The sequence below is a fragment of the Phenylobacterium sp. genome (assembly GCF_041920015.1).
GTDB lineage: Bacteria > Pseudomonadota > Alphaproteobacteria > Caulobacterales > Caulobacteraceae > Phenylobacterium.
Window position 1 is genome coordinate 12008 of sequence record NZ_JAYRST010000005.1, and the last position, 25926, is coordinate 37933.

Genomic DNA, 25926 nt, shown 5'->3' on the forward strand with positions numbered 1-25926 from the left:
CTTGCGGAAGAAAGCAGGCGTTTCCAGCGAAAAACGCCTCCCCGAAGGGAGGCGTCGCGCCCGTCACATGTTCGGGTAGTTGGGGCCGTCGCCGCCTTGGGGCGTGGTCCAGTTGATGTTCTGGGACGGGTCCTTGATGTCGCAGGTCTTGCAGTGGACGCAGTTCTGGAAGTTGATCTGGAACCGCGGGTTGTTCCCCTGCTCGTCGTAGAGCACCTCGTAGACGCCGGCCGGGCAGAACAGGCGCGCCGGTTCGCCATAGCGCGGCAGGTTCACCTCGATCGGGACCTTGGGGTCCTTCAGCTTCAGGTGGGCCGGCTGGTTCTCGTCGTGGTTGGTCGAGGACAGGAAGACCGAGGACAGCTTGTCGAAGCTGAACTCGTTGTCGGGCTTCGGATAGACGATCGGCTTGTAGTCCTTGGCCAAGCCCGTCGATTCGGCGTCCGACTTGCCGTGCTTGAGCGTGCCCCAGGGCGACCAGCCGCCCAGGAGATTGGCGATCATGGCGTCCGCGCCGCCGAGCACGATGCCCGGGATGGTGCCGAACTTCGACCACAGCGGCTTGAAGTTGCGGACGGCCCACAGCTCCTTGTGTATCCACGATTTCTTGTAGGCGGCCTCGTAAGCGGTCAGCTCGTCGCTCGAACGGCCGGCGGAAATGGCCTCGAAGGCGGCCTCGGCGGCCAGCATGCCGCTCTTGACCGCGTTGTGACTGCCCTTGATGCGCGGGACGTTGACCATGCCGGCCGAGCAGCCCAGCAGCACGCCGCCAGGGAAATAGAGCTGGGGCAGAGACTGCGAGCCGCCTTCGGTGATGGCGCGCGCGCCGTAGGCGATGCGCTTGCCGCCTTCCAGATAGCCGCGGATCGCCGGATGGGTCTTGAAGCGCTGGAACTCGTCGAAGGGCGAGAGCCAGGGGTTCTTGTAGTTCAGGTGCACCACGAAGCCGATGGCCACGTAGTTGTCCCCGAAGTGATACATGAACGAGCCGCCGCCGGTGGTGTTGTCGAGCGGCCAGCCGAAGCTGTGCTGGGTGAGGCCCGGCTCGAAGTTCTCGTCCGGCACCTGCCAGAGTTCCTTGATGCCGATGCCGAACTTCTGCGGCTCGCGGCCGTTGGTGAGGCCGAAGCGCGCCTGGAGCTGCTTGGCCAGCGACCCGCGCACGCCTTCGCCGATGAAGGTGTACTTGGCGTGGAGCTCGATGCCCGGCTGGTAGTCGGCGGTCTGATTGCCGTCCTTGTCGATGCCGAAGACGCCGGCGACGACGCCCTTCACCGAGCCGTCCTCGTTATAGACGACCTCGGAGGCGGCCATGCCCGGATAGATCTCGACGCCGAGCGCCTCGGCGTGCTGGGCCAGCGAGCGGCAGACGTTGCCGAGCGAGGCGATGTAGTTGCCGTGGTTCAGCATCCACTTGGGGAAGGGCAGCCAGGAGATGTCCAGGTCGCCGTGCGGGCCGAGAATCACGAACTTGTCGCGGGTGACCTTGGTCTCCAGCGGAACGCCGAGCTCCTCCCAGTTGGGCAGCAGCTCATCGATGCCCTTGGGGTCGATCACCGCACCGGAGAGGATGTGGGCGCCGACCTCGGAGCCCTTTTCCAGGACGGCGACGGAGACCTCGGTCCCGGCGGCCTCGGCGAGCTGCTTCAGGCGGATGGCCGCCGACAGGCCCGAAGGACCGGCCCCGACGATCACGACGTCGTATTCCATCGCCTCGCGTTCGACCGTCTCGATGGCGTCGCTCATGATCCCCTACTCCCAGTTGGCCGCGCCGGGGATTTCCCCTACCCCTTGTCTGTCGCAGCGTTGATCCGTCCGGCGACTTATCCGAAGCTTGTATTAGGGCGGTCAAGCGCGAACTCCGCCATGGACGCCCTTTAAGAGCCCGAATGAGCCCCGCCGCCCCCTTCGACCGCGTCGCCGAGAGCCTGCTCGCCTTCTGGGCCGAGGCCGGGATCGATTCCATGCTGCTCGATGAGCCGCTGGACCGGATCGAGGCCGGGAAGTTCGTGGCGCCCAAACCGGCCGACCGCAAACCTGCGCCTCCGCCGCCCCAGGCGGCCCCGCGCGGGGGGCCGGCGGCCGATGTCGCCTCGGCGGTGCTGGAGGCGCGGCGGCTGGCCGCGCAGGCGCCCGACCTGGAGGCGCTGAAGGCCGCCATCGCCGGGTTCGACGGCTGTCCGCTGAAATTCGAGGGCGCGCGCCAGGCGGTGTTCGCCCGCGGCGCGCCGGACGCGCCGCTGCTGGTGATCGGCGAAGGCCCCGGCGCCGAGGAGGACGCGCGCGGCGAGCCGTTCGTCGGCCGGGCCGGCCGGCTGCTGGACCGGATGCTGGCGGCGGCGGGGCTGAGCGACCGGGTGTTCATCACCAACACCGTCTTCTGGCGCCCGCCGGGCAACCGCACGCCCACGCCGCAGGAACAGGCGACCTGCCTGCCGTTCCTGGAGCGGGCGATCGAACTGGTCTCGCCCAGGATGCTGCTGCTGGTCGGGGCGCCCTCGACCAAGTCGATGCTGAAGCGCAGCGAAGGGATTCTCTCGCTGCGCGGCCGCTGGTTCGAATGGCGTTCGGAGGCTGGAAACCTGGAGCTGCCGGCCATGCCGACGCTGCACCCGGCGTTCCTTCTGCGGCAGCCGGGGGCGAAGAAGAAGGCGTGGAGCGACCTTCTGACCCTGACCGAACGGCTTGATCGCCCGGAGCGGGGCGCATAAGACTCCCGCGTCACGAGAACTGAGGGTCACGTCCAGACCGCGCGCAGAGGCGGCCGACGTGAGGATCGCATGCGGAGACGCAAAGGCATGCGGATCGCGGTCTTGACCATGATCTGCGCCGCCATCGCCGGAAACAGCCACGCCGCCCCAATGGCCCTGAGCCCCTGGGACGCGAAGCGTTACGCCGCCGCGTTCGATGCGGTGGACCGCGGCGACTTCATCGACGCCGAGATGCAAACGGCCGAGATCAAGGATCGATCCCTGGCCGGGCACCTGGCGTTCCGGCAACTGATGCGCCCCGGCTTCCAGGCCAGCTACGAGGACCTGGCCAAGTGGCTGGACCAGTACAGCGACCTGCCGGGCGCGGAGCGAATCTACCTGCTGGCCCAGAAGCGCCGCCCGCTCGGCGCAGCGCCGCCGAAGGCCCCAGTGCTGGCCGGGGCCGACTGGCGTCAGGTCGAGATCACCGCCCAAGGCATTTCCGGCAAGGCGCCGGCCGACCGCAGCCGCCAGGCGCGCGAGGCTTTCTATTCGGGCGACGTCAAGCGAGCGCTGGACCTGGCGCCGGCGGCGGGCGAGCGCTGGATCGCCGGACTGGCGGCGTTCCGGCTCAAGAACTACGACCTGGCGCAGAGCTTCTTCAGCCAGGTGGCGCGCGACGACAAGGAAGACCCGTGGCTGCGCTCGGGCGCGGCCTATTGGGCGGCGCGCTCGCTGGAGCAGGTGGGCGACGCCGGCCGCGCCCAGGGCTTCCTGAAGCTGGCCGCGCGCCATCCCGATACTTTCTACGGCATGATCGCCGCGCGGCGCGTGCGGCTGGAAGCGGCGGATCGCGCCACGAGCGCCCCGACCGGCGAGTTCACCCCGGCGGTGTTCTCCAGCGCCGCGGCGCCCGCGATGGCGCCGAGCGCGCCGGCCTCGACCTCCAGCGCGCACCTGACCCCGTTCATCCGCGAGAACACCCGCGCCCACCGGGCCACGGCCCTGGCCCAGGTCGGCCTGCCGGTCGAGGCGGGGCTGGAGCTGCGCGCGGGCCTGACCCTGGCGCGCAACGAGGCAGAGCGGTCGCAGTGGATGTCGCTGATCCTGGCGCTGAACGCGCCGCTGACCTCCGACGCCGACATCGCCAAGGCGTTGCCGGTGACGCGCGGGACGCTGGAGATCGACTACCCGACGCCGGAACTGGCGCCCAAGTCAGGCTTCACCATCGACAAGGCCCTGGTCTACGCCATCGTGCGGCAGGAAAGCCGGTTCAACCCGGCGGCGGTGTCGTCGGCCGGGGCGGTCGGACTGATGCAGCTCATGCCCGAGGCGGCGGCGCGGGCGGCCGGCGACGACAAGCTGAAGACCGACATGAGCCCGATGTTCGACCCGGCCTTCAACCTGCGGGTCGGCCAGGACTATGTGACCTGGCTGATGGAGCGCGGGGTCGGCTACGACATCCTGCGCACGGTCGCGGCCTATAATGGCGGGCCCGGAACCCTGCTGAAGACGGCCAAGATGGTGGGCGAGGAAGCCGACAGCCTGCTGCTGATCGAATGCCTGCCCAGCGCCGAGACGCGCAACTACGTCGAGAAGGTGATGGCCGGCTACTGGACCTATCGCAAGAAGTTCGGGATGGACACCCACACGCTCGACGCCCTGGCCAAGGGCGCGGCGTTCGTCGACGCGCGGCTGGACCGGTAACCGGCCTTCGCCGACGCGAGCGGGGCCGATCAGGTCAACAGGACGGCGCGGCCGAGGCGGCGGCGCAGGTCGGCAAGGTCGGCCGGCTTTGACTCGCGCGCCTGGTCGGCGGGAAGCAGGACTCCGGCCAGGCGCGGGCCGGTCAGGCGCTCGAACAGCGAAGGCGGCGCAGCGCAGACCAGGGCCGGGCCGCCGTCCCGCTCCAGGTGACGGCGCAGGCTCTCCTCCCAGCCGGGACGCAGGCGCAGGGTCGGCGGCAGGGCCAGGATCAGCTCTCCCCTCGCACGCTCCAAGGCTGCGGCGAGATCGGGCGCGAGGTCGGCCCCGGCCTCCTCGCAGATCGCCTGGATGGTCGCGTCAGGCGCCGGATCGGCGAGGATCACCTCGCGCACCAGGCCGCCGACCGCGGCCGGCACGAGGGCGGACAGCAGGCCGGCGAGATCGCGGGCGTCCGGGCCCGCGGGGATGACGACGGAGATCATGGCGCCAGAGGCCCGGCCGTCAGCGCTGCGTCAAGATTGTTCTTGTTTTGTTCTTATCGCGCCCTATGCTCGGGCCGTGAGCAAGTTCAGCCGACAGATCATGGTCAGGGGCCGCGGGGCGCGGTCCAACGCCAGCGGGCGGTTCGAAAGCCAGGCCCGCGAGGCGTTCGACGACGGCTGGACCGGCCAAGACGCCGAGCCGGTCCAGTTGCGCACCACCCTGACGGCCGAGACGGCGCGGACGATCATCGCCAAGAACGACAGCCCGGATGTCGGCTTCTCGCGCTCGATCAACCCCTATCGCGGCTGCGAACATGGCTGCATCTACTGCTACGCGCGGCCGGCCCACGCCTATATGGGGCTGTCGCCGGGGCTCGATTTCGAGAGCCAGCTCTTCTTCAAGCCCGAGGCGGCGAGGCTGCTGGAGAAGGAGCTTTCAAGCCCACGCTACCGGCCCGAAGTGATCCATATCGGCGGCAACACCGACCCCTATCAGCCGATCGAGCGCGAGACGCGGATCACGCGGGGCGTGCTGGAGGTGATGGAGCGGTTCGGCCATCCCTGCTCGATCATCACCAAGTCGGCGCTGATCCTGCGCGACCTGGACGTGCTGGCGCGGCTGGCCGCGCGCAACCTGGTTCGGGTGGCGGTCTCGGTGACCAGCCTGGACCGCAGGCTGGCGCGCAGCATGGAGCCGCGGGCCGCGACGCCCGAGCGGCGGATCGGCGCCATCCAGGCCCTGAGCGCCGCGGGCGTGCCGGTCAGCGTGATGTTCGCGCCCGTCATCCCGGCCCTGAACGATCACGAACTGGAGGCGGTGCTGGAACGGGCCGCTCAGGCGGGGGCCAGCGGCGCGGGCTATGTGATGTTGCGCCTGCCGCGGGAGATCAAGGACCTGTTTCGCGAATGGCTGGCCACCGATCATCCGGACCGCGCGGCGCGGGTGATGTCGCTGGTGCGCCAGATGCGCGGCGGGGCCGACTACGACTTCGAGTGGCGGACGCGGATGCGCGGCGAAGGGCCGATCGCCGAACTGCTGGCCAGGCGCTTCGCCGCGGCCCGAAAGCGGTTCGGCCTGGAGGCGCGGTTCGGCGGGATGGACCTGACGCAGTTCAAGGTTCCGCCGAAGGCCGGCGACCAGGGCGACCTGTTCGACCGCGCTTAACGAAATGCACGCCGTTGTCGATTCCAATTCAGGACAGGTCCCGGCGCTGCGCCAGGGACGATGGGGGGCGAAAGCGAATGAACAAGAAGGGCGAGCGTCAGCCGATCGATCCGCGGCCTCTGGCCAGGACCGTGCGGACGGTTTTGATCGTTTACCTCGTGGGCGAGGCGCTCATGGGGCTGGTTTCCCTGGGAGAGATCGGCCGGCTCAGCAGCGGCGGGGCCGAGGATTCCGGCCTGGTCGCGGCGGCGGGCCTGGTCGCCCTGGCCTATCTGGCGATCTATGTGGCGACCGCCGTCCTGACCCTGAAATGGATCTATCGGGTCAATCTGAACGCCAAGCTGCTGGCCCCGGACAAGGCGACCGGCCCCGGCTGGGCCGTCGGCTGGTATTTCATCCCATTCGCCAGCCTGGTGATGCCCTACCGGGCGATGAGCGAGACCTGGCGGATCAGCCTTGCGCCGACCGATTGGCGCAACCTGGCTGCTCCTGGCCTGCTGCCCTGGTGGTGGGGCCTCTTCCTGCTGACCAACTTCCTCTCCATGGCCGGAGCACGCCTCGGTTCGTCGATGGAAGACCCGGGCGCGCTGGCGCTGGGCGAGACGCTGACCCTGGCCTCGTGCCTGACCGCCTTTCCGCTGGCGCTGGTGCTGCGCAAGGTCGTCAGCGGCGTGACCGAGGCGCAGGTTCAAGCGCTGAACCTGCAGCCTGCGGGCGGAGCCGCGCGCCTGGTCGAAACCTGACCCCGGCCCCCCTGGCCTTAGCGGCTGAACACCCCGACCAGCTCAACGTGCGGCGACCATAGGAACTGGTCGACGGGCTTCACGCTCTCCAGCCGAAAGCCTGCGTCGATCAGGGTGCGGGCGTCGCGCACGAAGGTGGCGGGATTGCAGGAGACGCCGATGGCGCGCGAGACGCCCGAGCGGGCGATCTCGGCGGCCTGTTCGGCGGCGCCGGCCCGCGGCGGGTCGAAGACCACGGTGTCGATGCGCTTCATCTCCTCGGCCAGGACCGGGCGGCGCACGAGGTCGCGGGCCTGGGCCATGATCCCGTGCAGGCCCGGCGCGGTGGCGACCGCCGCCTGCAGGGCCGCGATGGCGGGCGCCGCGCCATCGGCGGCCAGGACCGGGGCGACCTGCGCCAGACGGAAGGTGAAGGCTCCCGCCCCGCAGAAGAGGTCGGCGATGCGCTCGGCGCCGGCGGCGGCCTCCGCGGCCATGGCGGTCATCACGGCCTCGGCCTCCGGCACGGCCTGGAGGAAGGAACCAGCCGGCAGAGCCACGGTCGCCGGCCCGAAACGCACGGTCGGCTGGCGGGCGAGATAGGCGATCTCGCCGTCGAGGGTGACGCGAGCGAAGTCGGCCGCCGCGGCGGTTTCGGCCAGGCGCATGCGGGCGTCGGCCGAGAGCCCGCCGCTCTTGCGCTCCACGCCGCTGATGTCGATGTCGACGCCGGTCGGGGTCAGGGTCACGTGCAAGGTGGGCGCGGACTTCGGGTGCTCGAACAGCGGCGCGGCCAGGCGGCGCAGGGCCGGCAAGGCGGCCTCCAAGGCCGGATCGGCGATCGGACAGGCGGCGATATCGACCACCTCCCACGACTTGCGGGTCTTGAAGCCGAGCCGCGCGGCGTCCTTGCGGCCCTGGCGCGCGTGCAGGGCCAGGCGCCGTCGCGTGCCCGGCGCGGCGGCGAAGGCCGGCAGGATCTCGGTCTCGATCCGCTCGCGGGCCAGGGTGCGAACCAGCCGCTCGACCTTCCAGGCGAGATAGGCCCCGTGCTCCCAGTGTTGCAGGGCGCAGCCGCCGCAGACCCCGAAATGCGGACACGGCGGGGTCACGCGCTGGGGGCTCGGCTCCAGGATCGCCTCGACCTCGCGCCGCTGGGGCCCCGGCGCCAGGCGCACCCGTTCGCCCGGCAGGGTGAAGGGCGCATAGAGCGGGCCGGCCGCAATCCCGTCGCCTTCGCCCCCTACGGCTTCGATCAGCGTCTCGACCGCCGGGCCGGCGGGAACATCTGTGGGGCGGGCCCGTTGAGGCCGGTGGCGTCGCATGGTCAGGCTCGTTTCGGGATCGCTCGCCAACCCCAAGCGGGACAAGGCGTCAAGGAAGATGAACGAAGATGAACGACCCGCTCAAGCGGCGTTCAGGTTCGTTCAGCCAAGTTTCGAGGCGCAGGGGGTACTCCGGCGCCGCCTAGGCAATGTACGAAGGAGTTGATCGATGCAACGTGCTCTTGCTTTCGCCGCCGCCGGGATGATGGCCCTGACCGTCCCCGCCACGGTCGCGCTGCCGGGCGTGGCGTCGGCCCAATCCTACGACCCCTGCCGCGAGCAGACTCGCCAGCAGGCCAACAAGGGCACCATCGTCGGCGGCCTGGTCGGCGCCCTGGCGGGCGGCGGCGTGGCGGCCAAGGGCGCCAAGACCGAAGGCGCGCTGCTGGGCGGTGCGGTGGGCGCGGTGGCCGGCCACGAGATCGGCAAGCGCAACGCCAAGTGCGACCGCTATCGCCCCGCGCCGCGCGCGACCTATCGCAACAACAACGTCCAGCGCAGCAACTACGCCGCCTCGAGCAACTGCCGCTGGGTGAAGGACACCTATAACGGCCGCACCCAAAGCTTCCAGGTGTGCCGTGACCGCGACGGCGTCTGGCGTCCGCGCGGCTAAGCCCAAATCCACGTCACTGGTTCAAGTCCCAGAGGGGAAATTCCGATGAACTTCCGTTCGATCTTCGCCAAGAGCGCGCTTGCGGGCGTGGCCGGCGTCATGGCCCTGGGCGGGGCGCTGAGCGTCCCGACCTTCGCGGCCGCCCAGAGCGCCGGCTATTACGGCGGCGACAACGGCTATTACGATCCATGCCGGCGGGACTCGACCAACCGCGGCACGGTCGGCGGGCTGATCGGCGGCGCCCTGGGCGCGGCCATCGGCTCGAACGCGGCGGCCCGCAACGCGCGCACCGAAGGGGCGCTGCTGGGCGGGGCCCTGGGCGCCCTGGGCGGGGCGATGGTCGGCAAGAACTCGGCCGCCTGCGGCGGGACCTATCGCCAGCCGCGCACCAGCTATTACGACAACAGCTACGGCCAGCCGCAGTACAGCGACGGCTACTATTCGCGCTCGTACGACGAGCGCCGCTATTACGACCGGGGCGAACCCTATCGCGTGGTCGAGCGGCCGGCGGCGACCGACGGCTGCACCCTGGCCGAAAGCCCGATCTACCTGCCCGACGGCCGCACCCAGAAGCGCTTCGTGCGCGTCTGCCCGGACGCCAACGGCAACTATCAGGTCGTCGACTAAAACACGTCTCTCAAGACCGCTCTGGGGTGGAGAAGGTCGCTTGCGGAAACGCGGGCGGCCTTTTTCGCGGGGTCAGGCCTTCTGCGCCCAGAGCAGGTATTCGCGATTGCCGTCGCCGCCGGCGATGGGGCTGTCGGCGCTGGCGCGGACCCTCCAACCGCTTGACGCGAGGAAGGCCGCGACATCCGCCAGGGCCTTGGCGCGCGCGGCCTCGTCCTTGACCAAACCGCCCTTCCCTACCGCCTCTGGCCCGACCTCGAACTGCGGCTTGACCAGGGCGACAAGGTCGGCGCCGGGCTGCGCGAGCGCCAGGGCGGCCGGCAACGCCTTGGCCAGGCCGATGAAGCTGACGTCGGTGACGATGAGATCGGGCGCATCGGGGATCAGGTCAGCGGCAAGATTGCGGGCGTCGACGCCCTCCAGGGAGACCACGCGCGGATCGGCCGCCAGCTTCGGATGCAACTGGCCGCGGCCGACATCGACGGCGTAGACGCGGGCCGCGCCGCGCTGCAGGCAGACCTGGGTGAAGCCGCCGGTCGAGGCGCCGACATCCAGCACCGTGCGGCCGGCGACGGCCACCGGCCAGAGGTCCAGGGCGCGGGCCAGCTTCAGCGCGCCACGGCCGACATAGGGGTGGGCGGCGACCGCTTCGATCACCGCACCTTCGTCGATCAGTTCCGACGGCTTGGCGAGCGGGCGGCCGGCGATGCTGACGCCGCCCGCCTCGATCGCCGCCCGGGCCTTGGCGCGGCTGTCGAACAGGCCGCGTTCGACCAGGACGACATCCGCGCGCTTCCTGCCCAAGCCCGGTTCAGGCTTACGCCTGCTCCTCCTCAAACAGCTTCTTCAGTTCGTTCTTGAGGATCTTGCCGTTCGGGTTGCGCGGCAGGGTCTCGTGCCAGAACTTGACCTTCACCGGCACCTTGAAGGCGGCCAGATGCTCGGCGACGTGGGCGCGCAGCTCCTCCTCGGAGGCCTCGGCGCCCGGCTTGAGGGTCACGACCGCGGCCGGCTCCTCACCCAGGGTGCGGTGCGGGATGCCGACGATGGCCGCGTCCATCACCGCCGGGTGGTCGTAGAGGACGTTCTCGACCTCGACGCAGTAGATGTTCTCGCCGCCGCGGATCAGCATGTCCTTGGCCCGGTCGATGATGTAGCAGAAGCCCTCTTCGTCCAGCTTGGCGAGATCGCCGGTGCGGACCCAGCCGTTCACGAAGGTCTGGGCGGTGGCTTCGGGCTTGTTCCAGTAGAGCTTGCAGTTCATCGGCCCGAAGGACCACAGCTCGCCTACCTCGCCAGTCGCCAGGACGGTGACGCCGTCTCCCGGATCGCGGATCTGCAGCTCGCAGACCGCGGCGGCCGGGCCGCAGCTATCGGGGCGGTTCAGATAGTCTTCGGCGCCGTTGGAGGTGACGGTGGCGCAAGTCTCGGTCATGCCCCAGCCCTGGCCGGGCTGCGACTTGGGGAACACCTCGCGCAGGCGACGGACCAGTTCGGGCGCGGAGGGCGCGCCGCCATAGGCCACGCTTTCCAGCGACGAGAGGTCGTAGTTGGCGCGGGCCGGATGCTCGATGAGCTGCCAGGCGATGGTCGGCACGCCGCCGGCCGACTGGATCTTCTCGCGCTCGATCAGCTCGAAGGCGCGGATCACGTCCCACTTGTACATCATGACCAGCTTGGCGCCGGAGAACAGGCTGGGGTTGAGGACCGCCATGCAGCCGGTGACGTGGAAGAACGGGATCGAGATCAGCGACGAGCGCTGGGGCGCGTTCGGATCGGGCGCGGGCGGGGCTTCGCCGCGGCGCAGGAAGCTGCGCGCGCCGGCCGCCGCGGCGGTGATGATGTTGGTGTTGAGGGCGCGCTGAGTGGCCAGCGCCCCCTTCGGCCGGCCGGTGGTGCCGGAGGTGTAGAAGATGGTGGCGTCGTCCTCGGGACCGATCTCGGCCTCCGGCAACGGCTGGTCGGGCAGGTTCGCCCAGTCGCCTGCGGCGCCCAGCACGTCCTCCAGCTTGGACACCCACGGATGGGCGATCTCCTCGACCTCGCGGCTGACATAGACGCGCACCAGGTCCGGGCAGTTGGCGAAATGTTCGACCATGCGCTGGTAGCGCTCGGCGTCCATGATCGCGACCTTGGTCCCGGAGTCGGTCAGGCCGTATTCCAGCTCAGGCCCGGTCCACCAGGCGTTCAGCGGGGTGACGATGGCGCCCAGAGACGAGGCCGCATAGAAGGCCACCACCCATTCGGGCAGGTTGCGCATGATGATCGCCACCCGGTCGCCCTTGCCGACGCCGTCCGCCTGTAGCTTGCGGGCGAAGGCCGAGACGGCGCGATAGAAGGCCTCGAAGGTGACGCGCTCGTCTTCATAGACCAGGAAGTCCTTGCCGCCATGGGCGCGGGCCGCCTCGACCACCGCGCGCAGCGAGGGCGGCGCATTCTTCCAGACCTTGATGGGAACGCCGCGGATATCGATGGTCTCGACCTCGGCGGGCGAGCCGGGCTGCGTGATCATCGCATGGGCCTGGGCGATGGACATGGCAGGCCAACCGGCAGGCAGCTCGGGCTCGGACATGGGCGTTCTCCTAATGCTCGCGCAGGCGTACACGCGCCCGCATCTCGCAGGTGAACAAGCATAACCTAGCGTCAGAGGCAAACGGACGTTTGGCGCGGCGACAGGGAATCGGCCGCATCGTGGCGGCCCGCCAGCCGTCGAACCAGATTCCCTTCTCCCGCAAGGGAAGAAGGGCTCCTAACCTCAATCGGCCTCAGACCACCGCTTCGAGCAGGGAGAGGGCGTGCTCGAGCTTGGCCTTGGCCGCTTCGGAGTCGGCCAGCCGCTCGCGATTCTCCTCGACCACCTCTTCCTTGGCGTTGGCGACGAAGGCCGGGTTGCCGAGCTTCTTCATCACGTGGGCGATGTCGGAGGCGTGGCCGGCGATCTCCTTGGCCAGGCGCGCGCGCTCGGCGGCCAGGTCGATGAATTCGGCCACCGGCAGAGCCAGGGTCGCGCCGCTCACGACGTAGGGAATGGCGCCCTGCGGCGCCTGGTCGACGAACTGCACGGCAGCGACGCGCAGGGTCTGGGCGATGACCGCGGCGTTGGCCTGGAAGACCTGGCGCTGGGCCTCGCTCGACTCGATCACCAGCAGCGGCGGACGGGCCGAATGGGGCACGTTCAACTCGGCCTTCACCGAGCGGCCCTCGCTGACGGCGGCGACGATCAGGCCGATCTCGGCGTCGGCCGCCGGGTCGATCAGGCTGTCGGGCAGGTCGGGCCAGGCGGCGGTGATCAGCATCCCCTCCCCGCGCGGCGCGCCGAGGTCGGCGGTCTGGGCCCACAGTTCCTCGGTCAGGAACGGCATGACCGGGTGCAGCAGCTTCAGGATCACGTCCAGCGCCCAGGCGGCGGTGGCTTGAGTCTCGGCCTTGGCCGCCTCGTCGGCGCCGCTCAGGATCGGCTTGGCCAGCTCGACGTACCAATCGCAGAAGGTGTTCCAGATGAAGCGGTAGAGGCCGGTGGCGGCCGCATCGAAGCCGCAGTCCTCCAGCGCCCTGGTCACCGCCTGGGCGGTGCGGGTCGTCTCGCCGACGATCCAGCGGTTGAGGACGTTCCTGACCGCGGCCGGATCGAAGCCCTCGGCGTGGGCGCAGCCGTTCACCTGGGTGAAGCGAGCGGCGTTCCAGAGCTTGGTGCCGAAGTTGCGATAGCCCTCGATCCGCTGGCGCGAGAGCTTGATGTCGCGGGCCTGGCCCGACATGGCGGTCAGGGTGAAGCGCAGGGCGTCGGCGCCGTAGTCGTCGACCAGTTCCAAGGGGTCCATGACGTTGCCCTTGGACTTACTCATCTTCTTGCCCTCGGCGTCGCGGACCAGGGCGTTGATGAAGACGCGGTCGAAGGGAACCTCGCCCATGAAGTGGATGCCCATCATCATCATCCGGGCGACCCAGAAGAAGATGATGTCGAAGCCGGTGACCAGGGTGCTGGTCGGGTAGAAGCGCTTGAGGTCCTCGGTCTGTTCGGGCCAGCCGAGGGTCGAGAACGGCCAGAGGCCCGAGGAGAACCAGGTGTCGAGGACGTCCTCGTCCTGGCGCAGATATTCCTCGTGGCCATAGTGCTCCAGGGCGGCGGCCTTGGCCCCTTCCTCGCTCTCGGCGACGAAGATCTTGCCGTCGGGGCCGTACCAGGCCGGAATGCGGTGGCCCCACCAAAGCTGGCGCGAGATGCACCAGGGCTCGATGTTCCGCATCCATTCGAAATAGGTCTTCTCCCAGTGGCGGGGCTCGAAGACCATGCGGCCGTCCTCGACCGCCTTGATCGCCGGCTGGGCCAGGACCTTGGCGTCGACATACCACTGGTCGGTCAGATAGGGCTCGATGACCACGCCCGAGCGGTCGCCGTGGGGGACGGCGTGGCGGGTCTTTTCGATCTCGCGCAGCAGGCCCAGCTCCTCGAAGGCGGCGACCACCTTCTTGCGGGCCTCGAAGCGGTCGAGGCCGCGGTATTCGGCCGGGGCGTTCTCGTTGATCTTCGCCTCTTCGGTGAAGATGTTGATCATCGGCAGGTTGTTGCGCTTGCCGACCTGGTAGTCGTTGAAGTCGTGGGCCGGGGTGATCTTCACCGCGCCGGAACCCTTTTCCGGGTCGGCGTAGTCGTCGGCGATGATCGGGACCGGGCGGTTCACGATCGGCAGGCGGACGCACTTGCCGATCAGATGCTTGTAGCGCTCGTCGCTCGGATGCACGGCGACGGCGGTGTCGCCCAGCATGGTTTCCGGCCGGGTGGTGGCGACCACGATCTCGCCCGAACCGTCCTCCAGCGGATAGGCGAAGTGGTAGAAGGCGCCCTCGACCTCCTTCTGCTCGACCTCGATGTCGGAGATGGCGGTCTGGAAGTGCGGGTCCCAGTTCACCAGGCGCTTGTCGCGATAGATCAGGCCCTGCTTGTGCAAGGTGACGAACACCTTGCGGACGGCGGCCGACAGTCCCTCGTCCAGGGTGAAGCGCTCGCGGCTCCAGTCGCAGGAGGCGCCCAGGCGGCGAAGCTGGTTGGTGATGGTCCCGCCGCTCTTGGCCTTCCATTCCCAGACCTTGGCGATGAACTCGTCACGGCCCATGTCGCGACGGCCGATATTGCCGGCGGCGGCGAGCTGGCGTTCGACCACCATCTGGGTGGCGATGCCGGCGTGGTCGGTGCCGGGCAGCCACAAGGCCGCCTTGCCGCGCATCCGCTCGAAGCGGACCAGCACGTCCTGCAAGGTGTTGTTGAGCGCGTGGCCGATGTGCAGCGAGCCGGTCACGTTCGGCGGCGGGATGACGATCGAGAACGTCGGCGCGGCCGGATCGGAGGACGGCGCGAACGCGCCCGAGGATTCCCAGGCGGCGTAGAGGCGCGGTTCGGCGGACTTGGGGTCGAAGGTCTTTTCAAGCATGTCGGGGCTGCATAGCGTTTCGGTCCTGCGCGTGGAAGCGCGATGACCCGAACTCGTGTCGTCCCGGTTTCGGCGAAGTCGAAGACCGGGATCCATTGTCGCCTGATCGTGGAGACAGGGCGCGGCTCAAGCCCCATCTTGCCCCACCGGTGTTCATGGGTCCCGGTCTTGCTTCGCAAACCGGGATGACACCTTCTTACGCGATCAGCGTACTCGGCCGCGCGCGATGCGTTCGACTTCCTTGTCGACGGTGGCCTGGACGATGGCGGGCAGGTTGTCGTCGAGCCACTGCTTGAGCAACGGGCGCAGCAGTTCGCGGACCACGTCCTCCAGCGTACGGCCGTCGGCCGGCATCTGGATCGCCGCCGACAACTGGCCGAAGGCCGAGGCCGCGGCGTTGGCGGCGACCGCGCCGACCAGCCCCTCGCCCACCTCGACCGGCGCGGCGGGCGCAGACGGCGGCGTGTAGACGGGCTCTGGCTCCTCGTTGACGGAGGGCGTGTAGACGTCGAGATCGCCGAGGGTCTCGATCCGCTCAGTCAGCTCCAGAGCGCCGTCGTCCTCCTCCGCCTCGGGTTCGGGCTCGGGTTCGAAGGCCGGAGCGGCCGCCTGGGCGGGTTCCGCCTCGGGCTCGGCCTCAGGCGCCGCACCCTCCGCCGGCGCGTCATCTTCGGAGATGATCCGCCGGATGGAGGCCAGGATCTCCTCCATGGTCGGTTCTTGCGAAGTCTGTTCGGACATGTGGAGAGTCGCCGCTGGTGCGTAAAAAGAATCCGTCACGCCGTAACCGGCGCGAGGGGATGATCCTGCAAAGTCCGCCGTCGGCGCAAGCGCCTATTCGCGCATGAGGCGAAACGGCGCCCGGAAACTTAACCCTAGTTCGAGGCCGCGGGCGGCCCCTTGACGGGCTTTTCGACCGTCTTCGGCGCAAAGGCCCCGTCGACCACGGCGATGGGCTCCTCCCAGGGCACCCAGCCCCAGGTGATGCGGTTCTTCCTGAAGTTGGTGGTCGGGTCGTAGCGGGTGACGCCGGGGTTCAGCATCGGGCCCTCCAGACGGCCCATCTGGGCCAGCACCAGAGCCGCGGCGACGAACTCGTCGCGCTGGGCGCTGACCTGCGACAATTCCGCCTGCCGCAGCTCCTGCTCGGCGTTCAGCACGTCGAGGGTGGTGCGCAGGCCGACCTGCTGCTCCTGGCGGGTGCCTTCGGCGGCGATTCGCGCGGCCTTCACCTGCTCCTCGGTGGAGGCGATGTTGGCCTTGGAGGCCATGTGCTGGTTCCAGGCCTGGGTCAGGCTCTGCATCACCGCGCGGCGGGAGGCTTCCACGCCGATGCGGTCGGCGTTGTGGCGTTCCTGGGCGGCGCGCACGCGCGAGGAGGTCAGGCCCCCGGTGAACAGCGGCACGGTCAGGGTGGCGCCGGCGGTGACGCCGCGGCCGAACATGTCGCGCTCATAGGGATCGGCCGGGCCGCTGTTGGTCACCGTACCGCTGACGCCCAGGGTCGGCATGCGCTCGGCGCGGGCCGCGGCCAGGCGGGCGCGGCTGCCCTGCTGGACGTATTCGGACTGGCGGATCTGGGGATTGTCGATCTCGGCGGCCTCGTAGGCCTGGGCGACGTCGGCCGGCAGCAGGACGCCGAGATCCGGCTCGGGCGCGAGGTCGCCGGGGTTCTGGCCGACCACGGCGGCGTAGCTGGCGCGGCTGGCGGCGAGCTGGGCCTGGGCCTGCGTCAACTGGGCCTGGGCGGCGGCGAGGCGCGCCTGGGACTGGGCGACGTCGGTGCGGGTGATCTCGCCCACGTCGAAGCGGGCGTTCGATTCGTCGAGCTGGCGCTGGAGGACGCGGACGTTCTCCTCGCGGATGCGCAGACCCTCCTGATCGCGGCGCACGTCGCCATAGGCCTGGATGACGCCTTGCATCACCGTGGCCTCGGTGCGGCGCAGGGCCTCGCGCCCGGCCAGGATGTCGGCCTCCGCGGCCGAGACGGCCGAGGCCACCCGCCCGCCGGTATAGATCGGCTGGGTCAGTTGCAGGGTGGCGCTGAGGGCGTTGTTCTCGGTCTCGTTCTGCAGGTCGGGCTGCAGGACGCCCAGGACGCGGACGCCGCCCGGCGTATTGGTCTTGTCGTAGGCCAGGCGGCCCTGGGCGGTGAGCGTCGGGCGATAGCCGGCCCTGGCCTGGACCCAGTTCTCGTCGAGGGCGCGCTGAGTCGCGCGCTGGGCCTGGAGGGTCGGGTTGGAGTCGTAGGCCAGCGCAATGGCGTCGGCGAGGGTTTCAGCCGAGGCCGAAGCCGCCAGCCCGAGCGCAAGGCCTGCGCCGTAGACCGCGGCCAACAAACCTCCGCGACGACTGATGAACATGCTTATCCTCGAAACGGCGAAGAGAACCCGGCCCTATATGACCGGCTAATTGACGCGGGACTAGAGGGCGCGACCTTAAGCTTTTTTCACCCGAAGGTTTCGCCGGTGTTTCATCTGCGCCGTTCGGGGCGAGCCTTTTGCAGGGTGCGGTCTCTACTGTGGCCAACGCCGGGGCCTCGCCTAGAAGGCGAATCCCGGCTGAGGCTCGAAGCCCGGCAGCACCGGAGCCATGGCGTCGAACAGCACCCGGCGGCCGAAGCCGTCCTCGGCGCGGACATAGGTCACCGCCCTGGCGGTCGGCCCGTCGCGCTCGATCACGCCGAGCCGGCCGTCCGGCGACAGGGCGTGGAGCCAGGCCTGCGGCGCGCGGGTGACGGCGCCCTCGACCACGACCAGATCATAACCCGCGCCCGGCGCGGTCTTCAGATCCTCGCCGTCCAGGCGGGCGACATCGAGCCCGATCGCCTCCAGCACGGCGGCGGCGTAGGGCGCGGCGATGGCCAGGGCGCGCTCGCCCTCCACCGGACGCAGGGCCTGGAGCAGCTTGGAGACCTCGCGCGGACGCAGCAGGAAGCGGCCCGGCGCATATTCGACATCGGCGTCGGCATAGGCCTGGAACGCCTTGTCGGCGGGAATCAGCGCCTCGCGCGGGATGGCGCGCATGGCGTCATGCAGGCGCACGTCGGTCACGTCGTTGGTGCGCACTTGGCTCTCGACCATGTTGAGCCGGGCGGCGGCGAAATCGGCGGCCATGTTTCCTCGAGGGAGAGTACGTAGGGCGGACGCTGGAACAGCGAAACGATGGCGCGCTTATAGGTCCGGCCCCGACACGAAGGCAATCGGCGCATGAGAGAGGATTGCCGCGGGCGATGGCTTCTGTTAGCGATCCGCCCTCCCCGGTTCGACCCGGCGGCGGCCTGATGGCGGAGTGGTGACGCAGCGGACTGCAAATCCGTGCACCCCGGTTCGATTCCGGGTCAGGCCTCCAAATTCCTTCAATGAGTTAGAAGCGGATGCGCCTGCGAAAGACGCAGGCGCAAAAGAACGGCCGCGACGCTGGACGCCGCGGCCGAAACCCCGAAGCGCGGCCCGTCTCGACAGACGGGACCGCGCCCAAGCTCTTGAAACAAGAACCAGTTGGCCCGGTTCAGGTGGTGATCGCCACCCGAACCGGCCAAAGGGCCTAGGCGGCCGCCAGAGCCGCTTGACGACGACGGCTGTTGCGCACAGCCGCGCCAGCCGCGCCGAAGCCCAGGATCATCATGGCCCAGGTCGCCGGTTCCGGAACCGCGCCGGGCTCCGGAAGGACTGCGCCGAAGCCATCGATATAGGCATAGCCCCAGTGACCGGTCGGCTCGCAGTCCGCCGCCAGGACCGACAGCAGGAAGTCGTGACCGCTCAGAGTGGAGTCGATGTCGAGCTGCTCAATCTGCCACTTGGGAGTGTAAAAGTTATTGTTGAGAGAGCTGAAACGAGCGTCGACGCCAGTCCCATTGTCGGCAGCATTATACTGGCGCGTGATCAGCTCCGTTCCGGTCGTGAGATCCTTGAGCGTAATGATCAGCGTGGCCGCATCGTAGTCATCGTGGGCGCCTAGGAGAACCGCTTTCCAGGCGAAGAAGATCGAACTATCAGTATAGTTCTTCACTTCCTGACGCAGAACCGAGGCATAGCCGCCCGTGTTCGTATCTTGAACCCGATAGGCGTAGTTGCCGGCGTATACCGTATCGCCAAGCGCGGCGCCGACTCTGTTGTCGACGTAGTTCTTATCGATGACGATGGACCTGCCCCCATCGTCGCCTTGGACGATCGTGTCAGGATTCAAGTTATTATTGTAGATGTTCGCACGATACGCCCCCCGGACTCCCAACCGTTGGAGTTACCGTCTTCGAAGCCCCCGTTGATAAAGCCGGCTGCGCCGGCGCCCGACGCGGCTGCGAATGTCAGCAGCGCGACCGAGCCGAAAAGCAGGCTCTTGTTCATAGAGTTCACCTTTGATTCCGAGCAACCTACCCCGATCGCCACCCTCGACCATGGCAGGAATACGGCGAACGAACGCCTCCTTTAAGAAAGAGTCAACCATACTCGCCCCTCAGGCGTAGCATTCATCAAGATGTCTCACAGCTTATAGAGATGTTATAGTATATCATTTCAGTAGTAACTTCGCGGCGGACTGTCCGTGTCCGATGTCTTCTCACCCGCGAACAGGCCCCGAAGCATAAAAGGGCGTGCACCAAAGGTGGTGTCGGGAGCGCCAGCGCCCACCAGATAAGCCACGGAACGGCGTCAGGCGTAGCCGAAGGCCTGAACGAAGGGTGCTAGCCGGTCGGCGACGCGCTCGACCTGCGCTTCGTAGCGCCGCCATCTGGCCACCGAAGAGCCATAGATCGGCTGGGAAACCTGATTGCGGCTGGGGCTGGCGATGAAGCGCCCGCGCGCGTTCCTGTAGAAGGTCTCGGCGTCCTCGGGCCAATCCAGGCCGAGAAACTCGAAAGCCGCCCGGAACGTCCCCTCGAAGTCGGCGACGCCAGCCTCGTAGCGCAGCTCGAACACCGGGATCGTGAGGCGCGGCCGTATGAACAACCACCAGTCCATGACCAGGGCGTAGAACTGGGCCGTCCCTTCCCAGTCCTGAAGATGCCGGGTGGCGGAACTTGGGGGCATGAGTTGCATGTAGCAACTGATGCAGACGTCGCGAGGATCGCGCTGGGCGAAGACCACCTTCCCATCGGGGAAGATCGTGTTGATGAGGCCGAGGTCGACGGTGTTGAGAGTGAACTTGTCGACGAGGGTGCGCCCTTCCAGCGCCTCGCCATAGCGGCCTCGCGCCGCGCGCCAGTAGGCGCTGCGTAGCTGGGCCACGCCGGCGGCGTCGAGGCGATCGAGCTTGTTGTGCACATTGCCCATGCCGGGGACCAGGGCGTGGAGCTCGCGCTTGACGTCCTCCAGCAGGCCGGCCTCGTCGGCGACGAAGACATCGGGATGCACAGCCAGCACCTGCTGGGCCAGGGTAGTGCCGGAGCGGAAGAAGCCGAGCAGGAAGACCGGCGCCGGATCCTCAAAGGCGTGGGCGCGCCAGCGGCCCATGAGCTGGGACGTGAATCCCTGCCGGTTGGCCGCGACCATGGCCGGAATGAACCGCAGATCGAGCCTTTGGAATTCGGGCAGGCCCTGGGCCAGCGGGGCGGCCGCATCGAGATGCGCGAAGGCGCCCGCATAGTCTCCCAGGGCGTCAAGCACCCGCGCCAGCTCCTTGTGAGCCCGATGAGCCTCGCGAGGCGCAGGGCTGTGGGCCAGGACATCCTCCAGGCGTGAGCGCGCCGATTCGAAGCGCTTGGCGTCGGCCTCCAGGCTGGCGCGGAAGACCTGCAGCATGGGGGCGCCCGGAGCCATGGCCTCGGCCGTCTCGACAGCGGCCAAGGCCTCGTCCGTCAGGTTGAGCTGCCCGCAGGTTATGGCGAGCAGATGCTGGAGCTGGAGGTTTTCCGGCGCCCTGGCCGCAGCCGACCGCGCCAGGACCAGGGCGCCCGGGAAATCGCCCCAGCCGTGCAACTGGCCGATGATCGTACAGACCTTCTCCAGATCGCCATGTTCGAGCAAATCTTCGCCTGCGCGCCGCAGAGCCTCGACGCCTTCCAGGCGGCGCCCGACGGCGCAGAGGGACTGACCGAGCCAGGCGCGCGCCTGGGTGTCCGCCGGGTCGGCCGCGACCGCACGCTCGAACCAGGCAAGCGCTTCTGCGGGCCGGCGCGCATGCGCCGCGGCCAGCCCCGACCGGAAGAACTCGGACATGAAATCTCCTGGATGCGGCCCGCCGAGGCGCCAGCTTGGCGCGACAGGCTTAAAATCATCGTAAGTTCAGGCGCATCGTCACCGACGCCAATCCTGCGGCGACAAGTCACGCAATTTACGCAGAAATTTTCCGTGTATTTTGCACAGCCGGCCGCGAAAGGTAAAATTCATCAACCGATCATCTTGAACAGGTGCGGCGGTCCGCCGCATGCTCCGACAGGCTTAATAAACACAGCGGCCAAAGGGGATTTATGCCGAAAGGATTCGATCAGCCGGGCGGCAGAATATCGGCGGCCGAGATCAGTCGAAATTTCGGGCATTGGCAGGATGTGGCCGCTTCGCATCCAGTCCTTGTGACCCATCACGGTCGCCCTCGGGTCGTCCTTATGTCGGCGAGCGAATACTTCGCGTTGAGCGCTCGCGGAGAGGTGGCCCCGGACATCGCCGAGTTCGATCTCGGCATGGACGGCGTCACCACCCTGGCGGCGCACCTGCGCGAAGGCTTCGTGTGGCTGGACCGGGACCTGCGCATCCGGGGCCTGAACGCGGTGGCCGCGGCCAATATGGGCCTGGACGCCGACGCGGCCATGCAGCTCGACTTCGAGAACCTGGCCCGGGAAAACGAGGCCGTCGCCACGCTGGTGTCCTGGATGCGGCGCGTACTGCGCACCGCCGAGGCGGTGCGCTTCGAGATGACCGGCGTCAACGATCCGAGCCGAATCTACACCGTCTGCATCTTCCCGTTCCGCGGCGGGCTGGCCTACACGTTCCTGCAGGTGACCGAGCTGCACGAACTGCGGCGCGCCTCGGAGGTCTGGCGCACCGAGCACAGGGCGCTGAACGACCTCTGCGAAATCTCGATCTTCCATGTGAACCCGATGGGGTTCTTCAGCTACGTCAACGACTATCTCTGTCACATCCTGGGCTTCTCGCGCAGCGACCTGGAACGCATCCGCCTGATCGACGTGTGCGCCGAGGCCGACCGGGAAGAGACCGCCCGCACGCTGAACACCCTGGTCTGCGGAACGACCGAAAGTCATGTCGGGGTGTTCAACCTGATGATGCGGACCCAGGGAATCTGCCGGCTGAAGGTGTCGTGCGCGCCCATCCGCCGCGATGGGGCCTGCGTCGCCATCGCCGTGGTCGGAGTTGAAATCTAGGGGCCAGCGCATCGCCGCGACGAGCCCCCAACCACTCCGTCCCGACAGCTCCGAGCGACCGCCAGGACGACCCGGCCGCTCGGAGCACCGGCCGAGCCGGTCGGGGGCGAACCTGCCGCAGAGCTGGGTGACGGCAGGCGACTTCAAGCGCACGCAGACGAGGCTGCGTACGCCGAAAAGATGAGAACCAATATTTGCGCCGCGCAACGCAAATATGCAGGGCGTCGCCAAGCCTGCGTAATTTCCATAACCGTGTTTCCGCAAAATTTGCGCAAGAGCGAATACTTCGCCCGCCCGGCCTAGAGCCCTTTAGGGTTTGGTGGAATCACCAAACCCGTTAAAAAGGGCTCTAAATCAAGCATGTAGAGCGCGTTCGGGCGGGCGAACCGCCCACACTTCGCCCTAACGCGCTCTAAGGCTCGGCCGGGGCGAGGCCGAGCAGGGCCTGGAGCGCGGCGCCGTTGCCGACCAGGTCGGCCAGGGTGTAGCCGTCCAGCACGGCCAGGAAGGCCGCCCTCGCCTCGGAGAGCGCGCCGCGCAGCCGGCAGGCCGGAGTGATCGCGCACTGGGCGCGGATCGGGTCGAAACAGGGCACCAGCGCCATGTCCGGCTCGGTCTCGCGCACCAGCCGGCCGAGGCCGATCTCCTGCGGCTTGCGCGCCAGGCGCAGGCCGCCGTTCTTGCCCCGGACGGTTTCGAGATAACCGGCCTGGCCGAGCTCGTAGACCACCTTCATCAGATGGTTGCGCGAGATCTGATAGGCGTCGGCGATCTGCCCGATGGTCGGCAGCGGCTCTGGGCGAACCGCCACGTACATCAGCACCCGCAGGGCGTAGTCGGTATAGACGGTCAGGCGCATGATCGTCCTTGTGATCGCATTGCCGACATCTACCCGCGGGCGTCAGGCCCGGTCTACTCGGCGCGGCCTCAATGCTGGTGGGAAGAGTCGATCCGGGGCAGCTCGTTGAACTGGTGGAAGGGCGGCGGCGAGGACAGGGTCCATTCCAGGGTGGTCGCCCCCTCCCCCCACGGATTGGCCCGGCCGCGACGGCCGCGCAGGAAGGCCTCGGCGATCAGGATGAAGAAGACCACCATGCTGGCCGCCATCACCACGTAGCCGATCGAGGACACCTTGTTCCAGAGGGCGAAGGCCTCGGGATAGTCGGCGTAGCGGCGGGGCATGCCCTGCAGGCCGAGGAAGTGCTGCGGGAAGAAGATCAGGTTGGTCCCGACGAAGAACACCCAGAAGTGGATGCAGGCCAGCGCCTCGTTGTAACGGCGGCCCGACATCTTCTCGAACCAGTAGTAGAAGGCCGCGAACAGGCTGAAGATGGCGCCCAGCGACAGCACGTAATGGAAGTGGGCGACGACGTAGTAGGTGTCGTGGAAGGTCTTATCGAGACCGGCGCTGGCCAGGGCGATGCCGGTGACCCCGCCGACCGTGAACACGAAGATGAAGCCGATCGCCCAGAGCATGGGCGCCTTGAACTCGATCGAGCCGCCCCACATGGTCGCGATCCACGAGAAGACCTTGATGCCGGTGGGCACGCCGATGACCATCGAGGCCGCCGAGAAGTAGATGGTGAGCTGCAGGCTCATCCCGACGGTGAACATGTGGTGGGCCCAGACGATGGAGCCCAGGAAGGCGATGGCGACCATCGCCGCGACCATGCCCATGTAGCCGAAGATCGGCTTCTTCGAGAACGTCGCGACCACGTGGCTGATCACGCCGAAGCCCGGCAGGATCATGATGTAGACCTCGGGGTGGCCGAAGAACCAGAACAGGTGCTGGTACATGATCGGGTCGCCGCCGCCGGCCGCGTCGAAGAAGTGGGTGTTGAAGTTGCGGTCGGTCAGCAACATCGTGATCGCGCCCGCCAGCACCGGCAGGGTGGTCAACAGCATGAAGGCGGTGATCAGCACCGACCAGGCGAACAGCGGCATGCGCGCGAGCGTCATGCCCGGCGCACGCATGTTGAAGATGGTGGTGATGAAGTTGATGGCGCCGAGGATCGAGGAGGCGCCCGCCAGGTGGATCGACAGGATCACCAGGTCGACCGACGGCCCGGCGTGGCCGCTGGTGGAAAGCGGCGGATAGAGCGTCCAGCCGGTGCCCGAGCCGATCCCCGGCCCGCCGTCGACGAACAGCGAGACCATCAGCAGGGTGAAGGCGGCCATCAGCAGCCAGAAGGAGATGTTGTTCAGGCGTGGGAAGGCCATGTCCGGCGCGCCGATCATCAGCGGGATGAAGTAGTTGCCGAACGCGCCCATCTGGGCCGGCATCACCACGAAGAACACCATCACCAGGGCGTGGGCGGTGACCGCGACGTTGAAGCCGTGCTTGCCGTTGAAGGCGCCGAGCTGGGAGAGCCAGGAGCCCTCGGCGAACACCTGGAGGCCAGGCTCGTAGAGCTCCCAGCGCATCAAGCCCGACAAGGCCCCGCCGATCACGCCGGCGAAGATGGCGAACATCAGATAGAGGACGCCGATGTCCTTGTGATTGGTCGAGAAGAACCATCGGGCGATGAACGACGGCGTATCGCGACCCGCCTGTTCGGCGCCGTGCAGCGCCCCTGAACCCTCTGCCATCTGACCGCCTCCTCGGATAAAGATGGATTCCCCATACTCCTTTACGCTCGCGATAAGCAATATTATAGATACTGCTTATTAAGAGGAGTTCGCCATGACCAAGCCGCCGCGTGGAACGCCGCCCAGGGTGGGGCCAGGCGTCGAGGCCGGGGTCACCGAGGCGATGATCCACGAGCAGGTCCACACCTTCTATGGCCAGGTGCGGCGCGACCCGGCGCTGGGGCCGATCTTCAACCGGATCATCGACGACTGGGACACGCACCTGGACAAGATGTGCGACTTCTGGTCGTCGGTGCTGCTGATGACGGGGCGTTTCAAGGGCTCGCCCATGGCCGCGCATGTGGGCATTCCCGACATCCGGCCGACGCATTTCGCCCGCTGGCTGCACCTGTTCGCCCAGACCGCCCGCGCCGTCTGCCCGCCGCCGGCGGCGGAGCTGTTCATCGCCAAGTCGGAGATGATCGCCCAGAGCCTGCAACTGGGCATCGCCGCCAGCCGCGGCGAGTTCCCGCCCATGACGCCCCAGCGGCGGCCGGTGGCGGGCGAGGCCTGATCCCTTGGCCCAGCTTCCGGCGGGCGCGAGCCCCTACCGCCGCACGGACACCTTCACCGAGGAGACGGTTCCGGCGGCCCTGCGGCGCAGCCATTCCACCAAGGACGGGGTCTGGGGCCTGATCCACGTGCTGGAAGGGCGGCTGGCCTATCGCATCCGCGATCCCCGCCGCCTGGCGCACGAGACGGTGCTGGAGCCCGGCGCGCCCGGGGTGGTGGAGCCGACCATCCTGCACGAGGTCGAGCCGCTCGGCCCGGTGCGGTTCTATGTGGAGTTCCACCGCTGACCGGGATCAGTCGTCGCCATTGAGACGATCGGCCAGGACCCTCGCCTGATTGTGGGTCTCGTCCCTTGCACCGTAGAGCAGCGTGGTCGGCTTGCCGCGCACCCACCGCCGCAAGTCCTCGAAAGCCGGACTGTCCTTCAGTTCGGCGAGATAGCGCTTCTGGAACTCGGCCCAGCGCTCGGGCTTGTGGCCGAACCAGCGGCGGAGATCGGCGCTGGGCGCCACCTCCTTCAGCCAGAGGTCGATATGGGCCTCGGCCTTGGCGACACCGCGCGGCCAGAGCCGGTCGACCAGGATGCGCTGGCCGTCTTCGGGCGCCGCGGGTTCGTAGATGCGCTTGATCTTCACAGGCATGAGGTTCCTCCACGCCTCGTGAGCGCAAGGTGGCACGCGGAGGGGCGGTTCATGCATGAAAATAACTGC

At 68.2% G+C, this 25926-nt stretch carries 23 protein-coding genes, 1 tRNA gene and 1 pseudogene; 11 read left to right on the forward strand and 14 right to left on the reverse strand.

Annotated elements, in window-relative coordinates; translation table 11 throughout:
- Positions 1-63: 63 nt before the first annotated feature.
- On the reverse strand, positions 64-1746 hold the full coding sequence (locus tag ACE3TL_RS02100; protein WP_374576995.1) for an electron transfer flavoprotein-ubiquinone oxidoreductase: 1683 nt from the start codon (positions 1744-1746) through the stop codon (positions 64-66).
- Between the two features lie 143 nt (positions 1747-1889).
- On the opposite strand from ACE3TL_RS02100, the gene ACE3TL_RS02105 reads away from it, so the two are divergent.
- Both ACE3TL_RS02105 and ACE3TL_RS02110 read left to right on the forward strand, forming a co-directional pair.
- Positions 1890-2711, forward strand: a complete 822-nt coding sequence (locus ACE3TL_RS02105; RefSeq protein ID WP_374576996.1) for a uracil-DNA glycosylase family protein — start codon at positions 1890-1892, stop codon at positions 2709-2711.
- A gap of 69 nt (positions 2712-2780) precedes the next feature.
- A complete protein-coding gene (locus tag ACE3TL_RS02110; protein ID WP_374576997.1) occupies positions 2781-4397 on the forward strand; it encodes a lytic transglycosylase domain-containing protein in 1617 nt (538 codons plus the stop codon).
- Positions 4398-4426: 29 nt separating this feature from the next.
- Here ACE3TL_RS02110 and ACE3TL_RS02115 read toward each other — a convergent pair whose 3' ends face one another.
- A complete protein-coding gene (locus tag ACE3TL_RS02115) occupies positions 4427-4879 on the reverse strand; it encodes a cell wall biosynthesis glycosyltransferase (protein WP_374576999.1) in 453 nt (150 codons plus the stop codon).
- A 100-nt stretch (positions 4880-4979) separates the two neighbouring features.
- On the opposite strand from ACE3TL_RS02115, the gene ACE3TL_RS02120 reads away from it, so the two are divergent.
- On the forward strand, positions 4980-6044 hold the full coding sequence (locus ACE3TL_RS02120; RefSeq protein ID WP_374577058.1) for a PA0069 family radical SAM protein: 1065 nt from the start codon (positions 4980-4982) through the stop codon (positions 6042-6044).
- Positions 6045-6121: 77 nt separating this feature from the next.
- On the forward strand, positions 6122-6787 hold the full coding sequence (locus tag ACE3TL_RS02125) for a DUF4328 domain-containing protein (protein ID WP_374577000.1): 666 nt from the start codon (positions 6122-6124) through the stop codon (positions 6785-6787).
- 17 nt (positions 6788-6804) lie between these two features.
- On the opposite strand, the gene ACE3TL_RS02130 is transcribed toward ACE3TL_RS02125, so the two are convergent.
- Positions 6805-8091 (reverse strand): class I SAM-dependent RNA methyltransferase, encoded by a 1287-nt coding sequence (locus tag ACE3TL_RS02130; RefSeq protein ID WP_374577001.1) that lies wholly within the window; start codon positions 8089-8091, stop codon positions 6805-6807.
- Positions 8092-8260: 169 nt separating this feature from the next.
- Between ACE3TL_RS02130 and ACE3TL_RS02135 the strand changes: the two genes are divergently transcribed.
- Both ACE3TL_RS02135 and ACE3TL_RS02140 read left to right on the forward strand, forming a co-directional pair.
- Positions 8261-8704: a glycine zipper 2TM domain-containing protein gene (locus ACE3TL_RS02135; RefSeq protein ID WP_374577002.1), complete on the forward strand. Its 444-nt coding sequence runs from the start codon at positions 8261-8263 to the stop codon at positions 8702-8704.
- Positions 8705-8749: 45 nt separating this feature from the next.
- Positions 8750-9331: a hypothetical protein gene (locus ACE3TL_RS02140; RefSeq protein WP_374577003.1), complete on the forward strand. Its 582-nt coding sequence runs from the start codon at positions 8750-8752 to the stop codon at positions 9329-9331.
- Positions 9332-9403: 72 nt separating this feature from the next.
- Here the strand turns inward: ACE3TL_RS02140 and ACE3TL_RS02145 are convergent, their stop codons facing one another.
- The 6 genes from ACE3TL_RS02145 to ACE3TL_RS02170 form a co-directional block, all read right to left on the reverse strand.
- Positions 9404-10135 (reverse strand): TlyA family RNA methyltransferase, encoded by a 732-nt coding sequence (locus ACE3TL_RS02145; RefSeq protein ID WP_374577004.1) that lies wholly within the window; start codon positions 10133-10135, stop codon positions 9404-9406.
- Positions 10136-10148: 13 nt separating this feature from the next.
- Entirely contained in the window at positions 10149-11903 is a 1755-nt protein-coding gene (locus tag ACE3TL_RS02150; protein ID WP_374577005.1) for a class I adenylate-forming enzyme family protein, read from the reverse strand.
- A 193-nt stretch (positions 11904-12096) separates the two neighbouring features.
- Positions 12097-14760, reverse strand: coding sequence for a valine--tRNA ligase (locus tag ACE3TL_RS02155; RefSeq protein ID WP_374577006.1), 2664 nt, complete (start codon positions 14758-14760; stop codon positions 12097-12099).
- A gap of 204 nt (positions 14761-14964) precedes the next feature.
- Positions 14965-15501: a DUF2497 domain-containing protein gene (locus tag ACE3TL_RS02160; RefSeq protein ID WP_374577007.1), complete on the reverse strand. Its 537-nt coding sequence runs from the start codon at positions 15499-15501 to the stop codon at positions 14965-14967.
- 134 nt (positions 15502-15635) lie between these two features.
- A complete protein-coding gene (locus ACE3TL_RS02165) occupies positions 15636-17096 on the reverse strand; it encodes a TolC family outer membrane protein (protein ID WP_374577008.1) in 1461 nt (486 codons plus the stop codon).
- A 207-nt stretch (positions 17097-17303) separates the two neighbouring features.
- A complete protein-coding gene (locus ACE3TL_RS02170) occupies positions 17304-17876 on the reverse strand; it encodes a protein-L-isoaspartate O-methyltransferase (protein WP_374577009.1) in 573 nt (190 codons plus the stop codon).
- A gap of 161 nt (positions 17877-18037) precedes the next feature.
- Here ACE3TL_RS02170 and ACE3TL_RS02175 point away from each other — a divergent pair.
- Positions 18038-18111: transfer RNA gene (locus ACE3TL_RS02175), tRNA-Cys, on the forward strand.
- 195 nt (positions 18112-18306) lie between these two features.
- Here the strand turns inward: ACE3TL_RS02175 and ACE3TL_RS02180 are convergent.
- Together ACE3TL_RS02180 and ACE3TL_RS02185 are read right to left on the reverse strand one after the other, a co-directional pair.
- Positions 18307-18948: a PEPxxWA-CTERM sorting domain-containing protein gene (locus ACE3TL_RS02180; protein ID WP_374577010.1), complete on the reverse strand. Its 642-nt coding sequence runs from the start codon at positions 18946-18948 to the stop codon at positions 18307-18309.
- Positions 18949-19409: 461 nt separating this feature from the next.
- Positions 19410-20915: a sulfotransferase gene (locus ACE3TL_RS02185; RefSeq protein ID WP_374577011.1), complete on the reverse strand. Its 1506-nt coding sequence runs from the start codon at positions 20913-20915 to the stop codon at positions 19410-19412.
- A 251-nt stretch (positions 20916-21166) separates the two neighbouring features.
- Between ACE3TL_RS02185 and ACE3TL_RS02190 the strand changes: the two are divergent.
- Positions 21167-21325, forward strand: a pseudogene (locus ACE3TL_RS02190) (type II toxin-antitoxin system Phd/YefM family antitoxin); the annotation flags it as partial.
- Positions 21326-22075 carry a PAS domain-containing protein gene (locus ACE3TL_RS02195; protein WP_374577059.1) on the forward strand — a complete coding sequence of 250 codons (750 nt, stop codon included), beginning with the start codon at positions 21326-21328 and terminating at the stop codon, positions 22073-22075.
- A 412-nt stretch (positions 22076-22487) separates the two neighbouring features.
- On the opposite strand, the gene ACE3TL_RS02200 is transcribed toward ACE3TL_RS02195, so the two are convergent.
- Both ACE3TL_RS02200 and ctaD read right to left on the reverse strand, forming a co-directional pair.
- Positions 22488-22934, reverse strand: a complete 447-nt coding sequence (locus ACE3TL_RS02200) for an Rrf2 family transcriptional regulator (RefSeq protein WP_374577012.1) — start codon at positions 22932-22934, stop codon at positions 22488-22490.
- A 68-nt stretch (positions 22935-23002) separates the two neighbouring features.
- Positions 23003-24664, reverse strand: coding sequence for a cytochrome c oxidase subunit I (ctaD, locus tag ACE3TL_RS02205; protein WP_374577013.1), 1662 nt, complete (start codon positions 24662-24664; stop codon positions 23003-23005).
- Between the two features lie 94 nt (positions 24665-24758).
- Here ctaD and ACE3TL_RS02210 point away from each other — a divergent pair, with 94 nt between their 5' ends.
- Entirely contained in the window at positions 24759-25217 is a 459-nt protein-coding gene (locus tag ACE3TL_RS02210) for a group III truncated hemoglobin (RefSeq protein WP_374577015.1), read from the forward strand.
- Positions 25218-25221: 4 nt separating this feature from the next.
- Positions 25222-25503 carry a DUF1971 domain-containing protein gene (locus ACE3TL_RS02215; RefSeq protein ID WP_374577016.1) on the forward strand — a complete coding sequence of 94 codons (282 nt, stop codon included), beginning with the start codon at positions 25222-25224 and terminating at the stop codon, positions 25501-25503.
- Between the two features lie 6 nt (positions 25504-25509).
- On the opposite strand, the gene ACE3TL_RS02220 is transcribed toward ACE3TL_RS02215, so the two are convergent.
- Entirely contained in the window at positions 25510-25857 is a 348-nt protein-coding gene (locus ACE3TL_RS02220; protein WP_374577017.1) for a DUF488 domain-containing protein, read from the reverse strand.
- Between the last annotated feature and the right edge of the window lie 69 nt (positions 25858-25926).

Excerpts from the sequence above, each read along its gene's own strand:
- ACE3TL_RS02130 (WP_374577001.1), bottom strand. The coding sequence starts at position 8,091 with ATGCGACGCCACCGGCCTCAACGGGCCCGCCCCACAGATGTTCCCGCC.
- ACE3TL_RS02110 (WP_374576997.1), top strand. The coding sequence starts at position 2,781 with ATGCGGAGACGCAAAGGCATGCGGATCGCGGTCTTGACCATGATCTGC.
- ACE3TL_RS02210 (WP_374577015.1), top strand. The coding sequence starts at position 24,759 with ATGACCAAGCCGCCGCGTGGAACGCCGCCCAGGGTGGGGCCAGGCGTC.
- ACE3TL_RS02135 (WP_374577002.1), top strand. The coding sequence starts at position 8,261 with ATGCAACGTGCTCTTGCTTTCGCCGCCGCCGGGATGATGGCCCTGACC.
- ACE3TL_RS02170 (WP_374577009.1), bottom strand. The coding sequence starts at position 17,876 with ATGGCCGCCGATTTCGCCGCCGCCCGGCTCAACATGGTCGAGAGCCAA.
- ACE3TL_RS02160 (WP_374577007.1), bottom strand. The coding sequence starts at position 15,501 with ATGTCCGAACAGACTTCGCAAGAACCGACCATGGAGGAGATCCTGGCC.
- ACE3TL_RS02220 (WP_374577017.1), bottom strand. The coding sequence starts at position 25,857 with ATGCCTGTGAAGATCAAGCGCATCTACGAACCCGCGGCGCCCGAAGAC.
- ACE3TL_RS02140 (WP_374577003.1), top strand. The coding sequence starts at position 8,750 with ATGAACTTCCGTTCGATCTTCGCCAAGAGCGCGCTTGCGGGCGTGGCC.
- ACE3TL_RS02200 (WP_374577012.1), bottom strand. The coding sequence starts at position 22,934 with ATGCGCCTGACCGTCTATACCGACTACGCCCTGCGGGTGCTGATGTAC.
- ACE3TL_RS02115 (WP_374576999.1), bottom strand. The coding sequence starts at position 4,879 with ATGATCTCCGTCGTCATCCCCGCGGGCCCGGACGCCCGCGATCTCGCC.
- ACE3TL_RS02125 (WP_374577000.1), top strand. The coding sequence starts at position 6,122 with ATGAACAAGAAGGGCGAGCGTCAGCCGATCGATCCGCGGCCTCTGGCC.
- ctaD (WP_374577013.1), bottom strand. The coding sequence starts at position 24,664 with ATGGCAGAGGGTTCAGGGGCGCTGCACGGCGCCGAACAGGCGGGTCGC.
- ACE3TL_RS02100 (WP_374576995.1), bottom strand. The coding sequence starts at position 1,746 with ATGAGCGACGCCATCGAGACGGTCGAACGCGAGGCGATGGAATACGAC.
- ACE3TL_RS02155 (WP_374577006.1), bottom strand. The coding sequence starts at position 14,760 with ATGCTTGAAAAGACCTTCGACCCCAAGTCCGCCGAACCGCGCCTCTAC.
- ACE3TL_RS02120 (WP_374577058.1), top strand. The coding sequence starts at position 4,980 with ATGGTCAGGGGCCGCGGGGCGCGGTCCAACGCCAGCGGGCGGTTCGAA.
- ACE3TL_RS02150 (WP_374577005.1), bottom strand. The coding sequence starts at position 11,903 with ATGTCCGAGCCCGAGCTGCCTGCCGGTTGGCCTGCCATGTCCATCGCC.
- ACE3TL_RS02105 (WP_374576996.1), top strand. The coding sequence starts at position 1,890 with ATGAGCCCCGCCGCCCCCTTCGACCGCGTCGCCGAGAGCCTGCTCGCC.
- ACE3TL_RS02185 (WP_374577011.1), bottom strand. The coding sequence starts at position 20,915 with ATGTCCGAGTTCTTCCGGTCGGGGCTGGCCGCGGCGCATGCGCGCCGG.